At 54.8% G+C, this 13659-nt stretch carries 12 protein-coding genes; 6 read left to right on the forward strand and 6 right to left on the reverse strand.

Features of this window, described 5'->3' with window-relative positions; translation table 11 throughout:
* Positions 1-180 precede the first annotated feature (180 nt).
* Both EAY64_RS08990 and rsmD read right to left on the reverse strand, forming a co-directional pair.
* Positions 181-432, reverse strand: a complete 252-nt coding sequence (locus tag EAY64_RS08990; RefSeq protein WP_103524434.1) for a YfhL family 4Fe-4S dicluster ferredoxin — start codon at positions 430-432, stop codon at positions 181-183.
* A 99-nt stretch (positions 433-531) separates the two neighbouring features.
* Positions 532-1092, reverse strand: a complete 561-nt coding sequence (rsmD, locus tag EAY64_RS08995) for a 16S rRNA (guanine(966)-N(2))-methyltransferase RsmD (RefSeq protein WP_103524435.1) — start codon at positions 1090-1092, stop codon at positions 532-534.
* 730 nt (positions 1093-1822) lie between these two features.
* Between rsmD and ftsY the strand changes: the two genes are divergently transcribed.
* The 4 genes from ftsY (at position 1823) to rpoH (ending at position 5677) form a co-directional block, all read left to right on the forward strand.
* Positions 1823-2941, forward strand: coding sequence for a signal recognition particle-docking protein FtsY (gene ftsY, locus EAY64_RS09000; RefSeq protein WP_103524436.1), 1119 nt, complete (start codon positions 1823-1825; stop codon positions 2939-2941).
* 112 nt (positions 2942-3053) lie between these two features.
* The gene (ftsE, locus tag EAY64_RS09005; RefSeq protein WP_103524468.1) at positions 3054-3707 is read left to right on the forward strand and encodes a cell division ATP-binding protein FtsE; all 654 of its coding nucleotides are present in this window, start codon (positions 3054-3056) and stop codon (positions 3705-3707) included.
* Positions 3704-4612, forward strand: a complete 909-nt coding sequence (ftsX, locus tag EAY64_RS09010; protein WP_103524437.1) for a permease-like cell division protein FtsX — start codon at positions 3704-3706, stop codon at positions 4610-4612. The genes ftsE and ftsX overlap by 4 nt, the downstream gene beginning before the upstream one ends.
* A gap of 201 nt (positions 4613-4813) precedes the next feature.
* Positions 4814-5677 carry an RNA polymerase sigma factor RpoH gene (gene rpoH, locus EAY64_RS09015; RefSeq protein WP_103524438.1) on the forward strand — a complete coding sequence of 288 codons (864 nt, stop codon included), beginning with the start codon at positions 4814-4816 and terminating at the stop codon, positions 5675-5677.
* 70 nt (positions 5678-5747) lie between these two features.
* On the opposite strand, the gene EAY64_RS09020 is transcribed toward rpoH, so the two are convergent.
* From EAY64_RS09020 to EAY64_RS09035, 4 genes are all read right to left on the reverse strand, one after another.
* Positions 5748-7535 carry a PglL family O-oligosaccharyltransferase gene (locus EAY64_RS09020; protein WP_103524439.1) on the reverse strand — a complete coding sequence of 596 codons (1788 nt, stop codon included), beginning with the start codon at positions 7533-7535 and terminating at the stop codon, positions 5748-5750.
* Positions 7536-7630: 95 nt separating this feature from the next.
* On the reverse strand, positions 7631-9451 hold the full coding sequence (locus tag EAY64_RS09025; RefSeq protein ID WP_103524440.1) for a PglL family O-oligosaccharyltransferase: 1821 nt from the start codon (positions 9449-9451) through the stop codon (positions 7631-7633).
* 60 nt (positions 9452-9511) lie between these two features.
* Positions 9512-9952, reverse strand: coding sequence for a pilin (locus tag EAY64_RS09030; protein ID WP_103524441.1), 441 nt, complete (start codon positions 9950-9952; stop codon positions 9512-9514).
* Positions 9953-9971: 19 nt separating this feature from the next.
* Complete coding sequence (locus tag EAY64_RS09035; protein WP_103524442.1) at positions 9972-10394, reverse strand: pilin; 423 nt, start codon at positions 10392-10394, stop codon at positions 9972-9974.
* Between the two features lie 189 nt (positions 10395-10583).
* Between EAY64_RS09035 and EAY64_RS09040 the strand changes: the two genes are divergently transcribed.
* Both EAY64_RS09040 and EAY64_RS09045 read left to right on the forward strand, forming a co-directional pair.
* The gene (locus EAY64_RS09040; RefSeq protein WP_103524443.1) at positions 10584-11933 is read left to right on the forward strand and encodes an adenosylmethionine--8-amino-7-oxononanoate transaminase; all 1350 of its coding nucleotides are present in this window, start codon (positions 10584-10586) and stop codon (positions 11931-11933) included.
* Between the two features lie 128 nt (positions 11934-12061).
* The gene (locus tag EAY64_RS09045) at positions 12062-13600 is read left to right on the forward strand and encodes a cyclic-di-GMP receptor FimW-related protein (protein ID WP_113024017.1); all 1539 of its coding nucleotides are present in this window, start codon (positions 12062-12064) and stop codon (positions 13598-13600) included.
* Positions 13601-13659 lie beyond the last annotated feature (59 nt).

Below are 13659 nucleotides of genomic sequence, written 5' to 3' on the forward strand. Positions count from 1 at the left end.
ATTTACAGTCCGGACCCGTTGACCGCTGGGGTAACCCCCCCTGAGAGACCCGAATAGTATAGATACCCTCTTCCTTCGTCAACACCTGTGCTGCATTTTTTTTCATTATTTTTGCCAGAAAAAGAACAAAGCCCCGCAAATTGCGGGGCCCTGTCTTTTGCATCAAGCACTTAGCTTCACTCAGGCTTTGCCGGAAATGATCAGGTACTTTGCATGCAGTTCATCCTGGGTTTCCGGATGAGCCGGATCCAGCGGGATGCAATCCACCGGACAGACTTGCTGGCACTGCGGTTCGTCATAGTGGCCCACGCACTGCGTGCACAGATTGGGGTCGATCTGATAGATCTCCTCACCCTGCGAGATGGCATTGTTCGGGCATTCCGGCTCACAGACGTCGCAGTTGATGCATTCGTCGGTAATCATGAGAGACATAGTAATTTCCTCAGGTATTCACAGTATTGATTCTGTCATCCGTGCAGCGTGGTCGCAAGTTCGCCCCGTTATATCTTTATGCGGCGACCCGCCTACGTATTACAGCGATTCTTCAGCAATCGGCCGGACCAGTGCGTAATGCACCATGCCGGCCTTGTCCTGCTTCACGATCTGCCAGCCTGGCAAACTTTCTGGCCAGTGTCTGGCTTCGAAATACAATACGCCGTCAGTCGCCAGCAGCGGCTGCAGCAAGGGCAATACCTGCTGCAGCAGGCCTGAGTCATAGGGCGGATCGGCGAAGATGATGTCAAATTGTTCGCGACAGCTTTTCAGGTACAGCAACGCATCCATCGGGACGACTTCGATGGCTGCCGCCGCCAGCAACTGGCGATTGGCCTTGAGCGATTCCGCCACCTTGCGCGTCTTTTCCACCATGACCACACGTGTCGCTGCGCGCGAGGCCGCTTCGAAACCGAGCGCACCGCTGCCGGCAAACAGGTCGAGGCAGCGCTTGCCGTGCAACTCCTGGCCCAGCCAGTTGAATACGGTCTCCCGCACTCTATCGGGTGTTGGGCGCAAACCTTCCGCATCGGGGAAGGGCAGCAAACGACGACGGTACTGACCGCCGATGATTCGGACTTTGTTTCGCTGTTGATTCATGACGCTTGGGCTAAAAACTCAAGGGCGAGAGTTTACCCTTTTCCCGCCCGGCCTGCTGCATCTGGCGCAGATTGGCGCTCAAAGGTGTAGCACCAGTCGTCACAGTGTCTATAGGGTGAACAGGCTGAGCCGTCAAAGCGGCCGCGCTGCGGCCCACCGCACGGCGCTGAAATTTCGCGACAGCGCCGCGCTTGCTCTACCTCGGCCAAACGATACTCGCGACCATGATCTGCGCCACTCGGGCAGCACCACACTATTCCCTATATATATCGTGCCCGCACCCACACACATCTTTTGCAATACCGCTCAAGCACACGCAGCCAAATCGCCCTGCCATGTCAGAACTGCCTGGAGTTGCATGCCACGTCAGGGCAGTTTCAATCCTGGCCGCCAAGCAGACTGAAATCAGGGCGGTTGCGAGCTGCCAATCTGGCAGCTCGCTGCTTGATGCGCCAGCCATTATCTCGTCAAGCCTGACAGATCGCTGGCGGCCTCCCATCCCACAAATCTTCTTGCTGGATATGCTGCGTACAGACTCGGCGAGTAAGCTGCGAATGATGATTCGATATTGAATCCACCCACGCAGATCCCCCCTCTGCTCAACAACTCCAACACAATTGACCATGGCTAATTTGCCTGTCCCTGGCTTTCATCACCAACGTTTCTGCCCTGTTGCTGATTTAAGGATACAATTTAGCCATTTATCGCCTATCGTTGACTACGCAGACGCATGTTCAGTTTCTTCAAGAAAAAACCAAAGCCGGTTGAAACCCCGGCCGCAGAACCCTTAGCCAGCCAGCCGGCAGACATCCCGGCGGCAGCTCCCGCCACCTCGCAAGCCACTCCGCTTGCCACACCGGTCATCCCCGAGGCGCCTCTCGCTGCGCCGGAGATCCCGACTCCGCCACCTATCAGTGCCACAGCAGAACAGCCTGCTCGCAAGCAAAGCTGGACCGAACGTCTCAAGGCTGGCCTGTCCAAAACCCGTGACAAACTGGGCAAGTCGCTGGCCGGTCTGTTTGGTGGTGGCAAGATTGACGAGGAGTTGTACGAAGAGCTGGAAACCGTACTGCTCACCGCAGACATGGGCATGGATGCCACGGTGCACCTGCTGCAAGACGTGCGCGAACGGGTCAGCCTGAAGGGCCTGAAAGACGGCAGTGAGCTGAAGGGCGCACTCAAGGATTCGCTCAATGATCTGATCCATCCGCTGGAGAAACCACTGGATGTCAGCGGCAAGAAGCCCTTTGTCATCATGATGGCCGGGGTGAATGGTGCCGGGAAAACCACCTCGATCGGCAAGCTGGCCAAATACTATCAACAGCAAGGCAAGAGCGTGCTGCTGGCTGCTGGCGATACTTTCCGCGCCGCAGCGCGCGAACAGCTGATGGCTTGGGGCGAGCGCAACAATGTCACCGTGATTGCCCAGCAGGGTGGCGATGCCGCCGCCGTCTGTTTTGACGCCATTCAGGCAGCTACCGCCCGTGGCATTGACATCGTCCTGGCGGATACTGCGGGTCGCCTGCCGACCCAGCTGCATCTGATGGAAGAAATCAAGAAGGTCAAACGTGTCATTCAGAAGGCGCTGCCGGAGGCACCGCATGAAATCATTCTGGTGCTGGATGCCAACATCGGCCAGAACGCCATCAGCCAGGTCAAGGTATTCGACGATGCCCTGGGCCTGACCGGGCTGATTCTGACCAAGCTGGATGGCACGGCCAAGGGCGGCGTGATTGCCGCCATTGCCAAGCAGCGGCCGATTCCGCTACGGTTTATCGGTGTGGGCGAAAGCATCGACGATTTGCGCCCGTTCAACAGCAAGGATTATGTCGACGCCTTGTTCGACTGATCGACATACTTTATAGAGACCTGCGCCGGCGACTGCCTGCCGGCGACGCCTCACCCGGCAGGCCCTGGCAAATCCACCGGCCTGCAGCTCAGGATCAAGGGGAATGCAGCGCATGATTCAGTTCGACCAGGTCACCAAGCGTTATCCCGGTGGCAACGAAGCCCTGAAGAATCTTTCCTTTACCATCGATACCGGTGAAATGGCCTTTCTGGCCGGTCATTCCGGTGCCGGCAAATCAACCTTGCTCAAGCTGGTGGCTGGCATCGAGCGCGCCAGCAGCGGTAGCGTCATCGTAAGTGGCCAGAATCTGTCCAAGCTGCGCAGCAGTCAGATTCCCTACGTGCGCCAGCATATCGGCATGGTATTCCAGGACCACAAGCTACTGTTCGACCGCTCGGTCTTCGACAATGTGATGCTGCCACTGGACATCATCGGCTTTGACCGCCGTGATGCCGCCCGCCGCGTCCGTGCCGCGCTGGACAAGGTCGGCCTGCTGTCCAAGGAAAAATCCATGCCGATCCGTCTGTCTGGTGGCGAACAACAACGCTTGTGTATCGCCCGTGCCGTGGTGCATCGTCCCAGCTTGCTACTGGCTGATGAACCATCAGCCAACCTCGACCGGGCCTACGCGCTGGATATCATGGAACTATTCAAATCTTTCCATCAGGTTGGGGTGACCGTGGTGATTTCCGCCCATGACGAAACCCTGATGGAAGACTATGGCCGTCGCATCATCCGGTTGAAGGAAGGACAATTCGCCGCATGAAACACTTTCTCTACCTGAACTGGCAAAGCGCCAGACAGGCACTGGTCAAAATCCTGCGCCAACCTTTCGGCAGCCTGCTCACCCTGTTGATGCTGTCCATCGCGCTGGCTCTGCCCTTATCGCTTTATCTGACAGTGAGCAGCATTCAGGAATGGGCTGGCAGACTCACCGCCACGCCACAGATCACCCTGTTCATGGAACAATCGGCCGAGGAAGCCGATCTTGCCGCCGTCTCCAGTACCCTGACCAAGCATCCGCGCATCCAGAGTTACAGCTTCGTCGGCAAGAAGCAGGCACTGTCCGATCTGGAAAAGCGCAACGGCCTGCCTGGGCTGAGTGACGGCCTGACTGACAACCCACTGCCAGACGCCTTTGTGGTCACCCCCAAGACACTGGAACCTCACGAACTGGAAATGCTGCAAAAAGAACTATCCGGCCTGCCCATGGTGGAAACCGCCCAGTTCGATGCCCGCTGGGCCAAGCGCCTGTACGGCATGGTAGAAATGGGCAAGCAGCTGACCTGGTTTCTCGGCGCAGCACTGGGCATTGCCCTGGTACTGGTCACCCACAATGCGGTACGGATGCAGATTCTGGCCCGTCGTGATGAAATCGAAGTGGCCAAGCTGATTGGCGCGCCGGACAGCTTTATCCGTCGCCCCTTCATGTACCACGCCATGTGGCAGGGCTTGCTTGCCGGCCTCGCCGCATGGGGACTGACCAGCTGGCTGGTGATCACTGCCAACCCCGCCATCCACGAATTTGCCCAACTTTATAATGAAGCGGTCCAGCTACGCGGCCTCAGCCCTGTCGAACTGCTTGTCGTACTGGCTATTTCCGCACTGCTGGCGATGCTGGGCGCCCGCCTGGCTTCCGACCATCACCTGCGGCAGATTCAACCTCGTTAACAATCATTCCCTTTCACTTCTGGCTGAATGTCGCTTATGGTGACATTCAGCCGATGTCGACCAGCAGAATTTTCCCAGCGATTTTCCACTGAAAAAGCTATCAGCTCGATAGGAAAAATCATTGACGCTGGAACCTTTGCTTGCTAGCACTCTCAATATACGAGTGCTAACATAGCACTACCCAAGGAGGTAGTTACACTGATGACCACAACATTTGCCTTGCCCGTTCCGTCGTCCAGCGGCAGCCTGGAGCAATACATCCAGGCGGTGAACAGTGTTCCCATGCTGACCCCCGAACAGGAAACCGAGCTGGCCACCCGCTTCCAGCAAGACAATGATCTGGAAGCCGCTCGCCAGATGGTGCTGTCACACCTGCGCGTTGTCGTATCGATTTCGCGAGGCTATGCCGGCTACGGCCTGCAACAGGCCGACCTGATCCAGGAAGGCAATATCGGCCTGATGAAAGCGGTAAAGCGCTTCGAGCCGGGCCGTGGCGTACGCCTGTTTTCCTTTGCTGTGCACTGGATCAAGGCTGAGATTCACGAATTCATCCTGCGCAACTGGCGCCTGGTGCGCATTGCCACCACCAAGCCGCAGCGCAAGCTGTTTTTCAATCTGCGCAGCATGAAGAGCAGTTTTTCTGCGCTGAGTGAAAACGAAGCACGACAAATCGCCGAAGACCTTGGCGTAAAGCCGGAGGAAGTGCGCGAAATGGAAACCCGCATGAGCGGGCAGGACATCGCGCTGATGGCCGACGATGGCGATGATGAAGGTTTTGCCCCCATCGACTGGCTGGCCGACGCCCATCACGAACCGACCCGTGCGCTGGAACGCAAAGCCTTCGATCATCTGCAAACCGAAGGCATCGAATACGCACTGGCATCGCTGGACGCACGCAGCCGCCGTATTGTTGAAGCCCGCTGGCTGGCCGATGATGGCGGCGCCACCTTGCATGAGCTGGCTGCCGAGTTCGGCGTTTCTGCCGAACGCATCCGTCAGATCGAAGCCAAAGCTCTCGGCAAAATGAAAACTGCGCTGAGTGAAGGTGTCGTTATCGACAACTGATTATTCAGTGACTGCCATGAAAAAAGCCCGCGCCATTCAGCGCGGGCTTTTTATTCATATACACGACTACTCAATCCCCTTCACCGCCGCGATATTTGACTGACAAGCGGTCGAACACCTGCTGAGCAATCTCGCGCAGCGGCTGCCACGCCGGGACGTCTTCATCGATACCGTCCAGATAATCCTTGGCATAAGTCGGGAAGGAGGCCAGCGCCGTACTCACCGTCTCCTTGGCCTCCGCCTCACGTCCGGCCAGCGCCAGCATTTGTGCCTTCTTCATCATCACATCAGGATAAGGACGGAATGCCGTCAGGCGCTCTTCCCATTGCAACTTGCGCGCCAGATTGTCCTTGTCGGCCACCAGATAATCATCCAGCGTACTCAGTGCATGGTAGGCAAACAGCGGGTGCTGCTCCATGATCTCGGCCAGCCGCTGCTGCCGCTTGGCATCCCGTGCCGGATTATCAGTCTGGGTATACAGCCCCACCAGCTCGTTATAGGTGGACCAGGTCACCACCGACATATAACCAATAAACAACATGCCCAGCATCCAGCCCGCCCGCAGCAACCAACCGGCACGGCCGGTACGAGCAGGCGACATCGAGGCAAACACCACCAGCATCGCCAGGAAATACAGATACCACAGCGGATACTCCAGCATGCTGTGAATCAGCGTCACCGCCATGCAGCCCAAGGCCAGCATGCCCTCGGCCTCCGCCTGCTCGCTGAAGAAAGGCCAGATCACCCAGGCAAAGCCCCCCACCACCAGCAAGGTAATCGGCAAGCCCATTTCAACCAGCAATTGCAGAATCAGATTATGGCAATTGGTAAACAAGCCGCTGTTGAAGCCGGCAGAGGCAAATTGCGGCAAAGGCTGCAAGCGCACACTTTCTGCGGCATATTGCGACCAGCCCACCCCCCACAGCGGGTGGGACTTGAAACTCATCCAAGCCTTGCCCATTTCAGCCAGCCGGCGCGAGCCCATATCATCACCATTGGCTGCCAGCCGCTCCACTCCGGAAGCGTTATTTACTGCCGCGTGGGTCAGCACAGACAGCAAATGATTCACCAGCGGTAAGGCAAACTGCGCCGCAAACACCACCACACAAGACAGCAGCATTGCCCACATCAAACGGCGCGAGACCGCAGACTGCATGCGCCAGTGCCACAAGCCGCCCAGCAAGGTCAGGGCCAGCAGATACAGCAAGGTAGTACGCGATGCGGCATAGGCCAGCATCAACCCCAGCCACAGCACCAGCAAGGCCAGCCAACCGCGCGCCATGCGCTCCACCGCAAACAGATACACCCCGCTGACCACCGACCACATCAGGTAATGCGCGTACTGATTACGTTGGCCGATATGGCCAAAGATATTGGTAGTCGGGTGGGCGCTGTCGTAAAACAGTCCCAGGCTATTGGCCAGACCGGTCAGTTGCGCCAGGCCGATAAGCGACTGAACCAGCCCGCCGACAATGATGGCGCGTGCTAGCCACACCGCAAATTCGCGACTGCCAAACGTCTGCTGCAGGCTATAAGACAAGCCCGCCAGCAAGGCCACCGCCAACCAGGCTAGCGCCGTGGCGTAGCTCATGCCGGGAAAGAGCGCATGCACCAACTGTGGCTGCAGTGCCCACACGATGGCTAGCAACAGACACCACCAACTGGCACGTGGCACCCGCTCGAACAGCATGCCGCTGGGCAGCAGATAAACAGCAGCGGCCAGCATCAGCCACACCACATTCATTTCGCCAAACCACTGCGGCAATGGCACGAAATGAATGCGGGAAGCAAAAGGCATGATGGCAATCAGGCAAAACGCCAGCAAGGCCAGGCGGCGGGAAAAGGTTGGAAAAGACATGATGGAGTCTGGGACGGAAAGCAAAGGATGGAGGATACCGCATGTAGGCCAGTGACGACACCGCCAGCCAGCAGACTGACGGTGTCTTTAACAACCTAGAACAAGGGCTTGCGGGTGACGGGAGAGGCGACGGTCATGACTGCGGCGACTCGGCTATCAGCGGTTACTGCCTGGCCACTCCCATAGACAGCCACTGCCTTACTTGCCATATCCCGAATCATCACTAAAGATGGCTCCTTCCTAGAATTAATATCTGTCAAGAAAGCTGGCAGTAGATCTGGAAAGTTGGATATTGCCAAAACCATCATATTCTTTGCTTTCTGAGGCTGATTATCAAGTGAATACAATATTGCCAATTTAAATAAAAGCTGCGGATACGGCAAAGAATAAGACATTTTTTCGAAAAAATTAATTTTATAATCAATTTGACTAGTGGTTGGCAATAGATAATTAGACAACACCAACTGAGCCTCTGGCCTCCAAAGTGGATTTTTTTCAATCTCCCGCAACCGAACAACTCTCCGAATGTTTTCACCAATACTTGGAACCGGCATATTAAAATTCACCAAATCCCAAAAAACAGCACGACCAAAATAGAAATTTACAAAACAACAAATCGCAACAATTATTGAAATAGCAGCACTTAACTTATCATTAATTTCAAGCCTATATGAAGCAACAGGAGAAAAGGCACAAACTGTATACAGCATCGACAAAAACGGCCAATACCACAATGGATATTCAAGCATGCTATGCCCAAGAATAATCCCTGCAATACAAACAAAAAAGAGATTCTCTATAGTTTGCTTTCCTTTAGAGAAATATGGATACAAGCACAATGTAAGACCAACAATTAAAGCAGCAGCGCCAAACAATCCGGTCTCTGCTAGCAGCTGAAAAACAAGATTATGGCAATTTGTAAACAACCAGCTTTCCGGATATTTTGGATATCCATCGAACGCTTCCATCTGAACACTATAGTGCGCATAATTACCCAAACCAACACCAAAAAATGGATGGGCAGTAAAAATACTCCATGCCTTCGCCCACTCAATCCTTCTTCTTGCACCAAGATCGGCCGCAAGAATTCTTTCAGAACCACTTTGCACATGAATTGGCAATCCAAAATAATTAAAAACCAAATCAATTTGATGGCTGAAAATTTGAACAATTGAAAACAATATCACTGCGACAGCAAATCCAGCAACCATTCTAGCCAAGCGAACATCGCCCCTTGACTTTCTAAGCCAGTACCACCCCAGCAGACAAATAATCAGGCAATATCCGAAAGGAAGGCGCGAACCGCACCACGCGATCAGCAGGTTCATCACAAAAATTGCAGCCAGGAAAAACCAGAATCGCAACTTCCCACCAGCATACAAATAGCAAGCAGAAACAATACCCCACCCTAGAAAATTGGCGTAGTGATTTCTTTGGCCAATATTACCAAAAATATTTCCGGTTCTATTATTAACATCATAGGTAACAAAACCATGAAAATATTTAGCAAAATCAATTATTTGCAAAAAACCAAATAACACCTGAATCAAGGCAGATGTGAATATAAGCATTGCAAGCGTTTCCACAAAAACTTGCCTGCGCGATTCCACTGCCAAGTCACCCAAACCGAGAAAAAAGAAAAAGAGAACAAACAATAACGCCGCTGGAATAATGAGATCTACCGATTTTGCGACCACCAAAGCCGTAATAAAAATGAGGATAACAGCACCAATTCTAGAAAAACGATACTCATATCCTTTGACTACAGATACAAAAAAACCAAAACCGAGTACAAGCAATCCTAATGCACAGAAATACCAGTCAGCCAGCGGAGCAAATCTTAGAAAATTGAAGAAAGGCAATAAAATAGCCAACCCCAGAAGTAGTGCAACTACTCTATCACTTCTCAACGACATTCTTAGCCCCAATGAAAAAAGGGTGCTATGGACAGCACCCTTTCGGAAACAAAAACTCAATTAACGGCAGTTAGCAGGCAGATACTTAGAGTCGATATTAACTGCAGCGCAAGTCCAAGTAACACCGCCACTAGCCAAGGTGCCGGTAAGGGCAAATTGGTCTTTACCGGTAGCGACAGTACCACCGATAGAGTCATTCATCCAAACGGTAATAACACCGTTAGAGCCGCTCGTGTTATACGATACGCCACTTACATTTTTGGTACTGGAAGAAGTAAAGTAGGTGGAACCAGACGCTTGGGACGGGAAGCTACCGTTAGTGATGGCAGATTCTGAGATAGCTGTCTTGGCTGCATCGGCCATCGACAAACCTTCAGACACTTTGGCACGGACCGTATAATCCTGATATGCCGGAATTGCAATCGCTGCCAAAATACCAATGATAGCAACCACAATCATCAGTTCAATAAGGGTAAAACCCTGCTGGAGCTGCTTTTTCATACTTTAATCTCCTTAAAGATTATCGACACGACGATGGTAAATATTTTACATTCGGCCCAGAGCCTGAACATGTCCAACTAACTACATTACTACTTGAAACACTCGAGGTGAAAACAATTTTGATTCCCGAAGCGACTGCGGCGGGAAAAGAAACTGTTATCACCCCAGCGTTGCCAGTTGCCGTAACTTGCAAATCACTGACATATGTCCCGGAAACTGCTGTAGGCATTCCCGCGCTAGCATTAGTACTAGGCCATATATTATTGGAAATGTAGTATTCACTTACAGTTGTCTTGGCAAAATCAGCAAATGCAATACCTTCAGAAACCTTGGCACGTATCGTGTAATCCTGATACGCCGGTATCGCTATTGCGGCCAGAATGCCAATAATGGCAACGACAATCATCAGTTCAATCAGGGTAAAACCATTATTGCCCCGCATGACCCTCTCCGTGGTATGCACTGTCCATACCATGCAGAAAGTGTGCCAAGCGGCCCCAGCCAGTAAAATCAGCCTGTCAGTGCATCACACAACCCGCATTGTGCGGCAGCATGTGACGTTTTTTGTCAGTTCGGGTAGCGCTGTCAGCCTGTGATAGCATCCAGTCCGTTCCCCATTCAGGAGTTTGCCGTGAGCAATCAGGACTGGCTGCAACGCAGCCGCCAGCATGTGTGGCACCCATGTACCCAGATGAAGCGCCATGAAACCTTGCCCATTGTTCCTATCGCGCGGGCGGAGGGCGTGTGGCTGGAGGATTTCGAAGGCCGGCGCTATCTGGATGCTGTCAGTTCCTGGTGGGTCAACCTGTTTGGCCATGGTAACCCCAGGATCAAGCAGGCGATCAAGGATCAACTGGATCAGGTGGAGCATGTCATTCTGGCCGGTTTTACCCACCGACCAGTGATTGAGTTGTCCGAACGGCTGTGCGCGCTGAGCGGGCTGGATCATGCGTTTTATGCCTCGGATGGTGCCAGTGCCACCGAAATCGCGCTGAAAATGAGCTTTCACTACTGGAAGAATGTTGGTCAGCCGCAGAAGTGCCGCTTTATCAGTCTGGACAACAGTTATCACGGCGAAACGGCCGGTGCGCTGGCGGTGACCGATGTACCACTATTTTCCGCTACTTATGCCCCGCTACTGAAACCCGGGGTACGGGTTCCCAGCCCCGATGCGCGCCAGGCTCGCCCTGGGCAAACTGCTGCGGATGTTGCAAGGCAGGCCTTGCGCTCGCTGGAGAATGTCCTGGCCAAGAAAGCAGACGAAATGGCGGCCATCATCGTCGAGCCGCTGGTGCAAGGCGCTGCCGGCATGGCCATATACGATCCGGTTTACCTTACGGAACTGCGCCGGCTGTGTGATCAATATCAGATACACCTGATTGCCGACGAAATCGCCGTCGGTTTTGGACGTACCGGCACCCTGTTTGCCTGTGAGCAGGCCGGGATCACGCCAGACTTTTTATGTCTATCCAAGGGCATTACCGGCGGCTTCCTGCCCCTGTCCTGCGTACTGACCAGCGATACGGTCTATCAAGCTTTCTATCACGATGAGGTCACGCGCGGTTTTCTGCATTCGCACAGCTACACCGGCAATGCGCTGGCCTGCAGCGCAGCCCTAGCCGTGCTGGATATCTTTGCCGATGAGGACATCATTGCCCGCAACCGCAAGCTGGCGGCCACCTTCAGCGCCATTCTGGCACCACTGGCCGAGCGTGCCGACGTACGCCATTTCCGCCATACCGGCATGATCTGGGCTTTTGATGTCGACAGCCCGCGCGCGGACTTTGCACAAGCCTTTTTCTCAGCCATGCTTAAGCATGGTTGCCTGGTAAGGCCAATCGGCAAAACCGTATATTTCATGCCGCCTTACATCCTGCAGCCAGAGGAGATGACCCAGCTGTTCCAGGCCACCACGCAGGTACTGGATGAGTTAAGTCAACAAAACGATGTTTTGACCGGGCCTGTGACTGCCTTGCCCTGAGTGCAACCTTGCCTTGGCCGGCTTGATTCAAATAGCATGGCGAGTGAAATCATGGCAGGGGGATGGTTTGCATAAAATCTCCCGCCGTTCACTCCCAGCGCTACCCCGCCTTGCCATTAGGATGCACGATGCAGCTTGCCTTGCCCGCCCTGGATAGGGATCCGCGATTGGTCGACACTAACCCCGACAGCGTAGCCAGCTGGGTAGAGCGCTTGCCATATGGCGACCTGCACGAATGCGGTCGCCTCCTGCTCGAGGCCCTGCGTGGTCTGAGCCGTACGCCGATGGAAGTGGGCAATCGGCACAAGCTGCTATCGCACTACCTCAAAGGGCTGGATCGCTACTATCCGGCGCTGGAAAGTGAAATTGTCCAGACCGACCTCACTTCGGTAGTACGTACCCGCCAACTGGCCATGCTGGGTGCCGCACTGTTCGAGTCCATCTTTGTTGCCTTCAAGCTCACCCTGAGCGAACGACTGGCCAAGCGCGGCCTGCTAGAGCGTGAGCAACAGCGCATTGAACTGCTGCTATACACCATGATGGCGGCACGGCAGCTGCTGAACATCTGTTGCCAGAGCTACAGCCCACCCCCCGCACACTTCTGGCAAGACTGCCACCAGCTGTACAGCTTTGCCCTGGCACGCGGCTGGCAGGACAAGCATCTGGAAAAAGATGACTCTCCGGCGCTGATCTACCGCCAGATCCTGTTGCTGGGACTCACCTCCACCAACCGGCTGTCGATGCCGGAATTGCTGGTGACCAAGCAACTGATCATGGATCTGTCACGCCAGACCATCCTGCTACCCGTGGAGGCCCTCAAGGGGACGGTACATGGTTATCTGGTGGACTCCAGTCGTGATGAACCGCCGCGCTTCCTGCGCGTTCAGAGCGAAACGCTGGAAGCCGCCTGCTATCTGCTCGACCTCTCCCCGGCCATCACGGTACTGACGCATAGCGTGGAACAGCTGACCCGGCTGCAGAATACCAGCCATAGCCCCAGCCAGGTTTACGATGAGCTGGCCCTGCTGCAATCACTGGCCGCCGAGTGGCAACAGCCACGGCGGCGGCGGCATCAGCGCCTGCCCATGCAGGAAGTCATCGAGCTGATCTCCACCATTCCCGCCATCTGGTATCGCAGCAATGGCATGAGTTGGGTACAACCGGGTAACGAGCAGGCCGCCCCCCCGGCCAGTACCCGCGCACCCGCCGCCCCCAGTCTGTTTGTGGTAGTGAATCAGAGCGCCACCGGCTTTCTGCTGCGCGGCCAGCCGCGTGGCCAGACACTGCGCGCCGGCGAGGCCATTCTGCTGACCCGGCCGGGCAAACCGGATACCGCCCAGCTATGCATGATTTGCTGGGTATCACTATTGCCGGATGGGATCGACGTGGAGTGTGGCGTCGAGGTCATCGGCCGGCAGCCCGCAGCCGTGATGCTCATTCCCAGCATCACCCATCCGGCCGATACGCCACAATTCGCGCTGCGCCTGCCGGCCATCACCAGCCTGCACCGGCCACCATTACTGGTGACCCAAGGCCGTCTGTTCAGCCGGCTGCGTGAATTCCGCCTGTGGGATGAGACTGGAGAAAGCCTGATTCGCAGCTCACGTCTGGACAAGCAGTCACCCCATTTCCAGCTGATGGAATTCCGTGCCAGCGAGTACTTCTGAGCCAGACAACAGCAGTTTGCGGTACACTGGCTAGCTCGATATTCATAGCCAGACAGAGG

The sequence above is a fragment of the Aquitalea palustris genome (genome assembly GCF_003693445.1).
Taxonomy (GTDB): Bacteria; Pseudomonadota; Gammaproteobacteria; order Burkholderiales; family Chromobacteriaceae; genus Aquitalea; species Aquitalea palustris.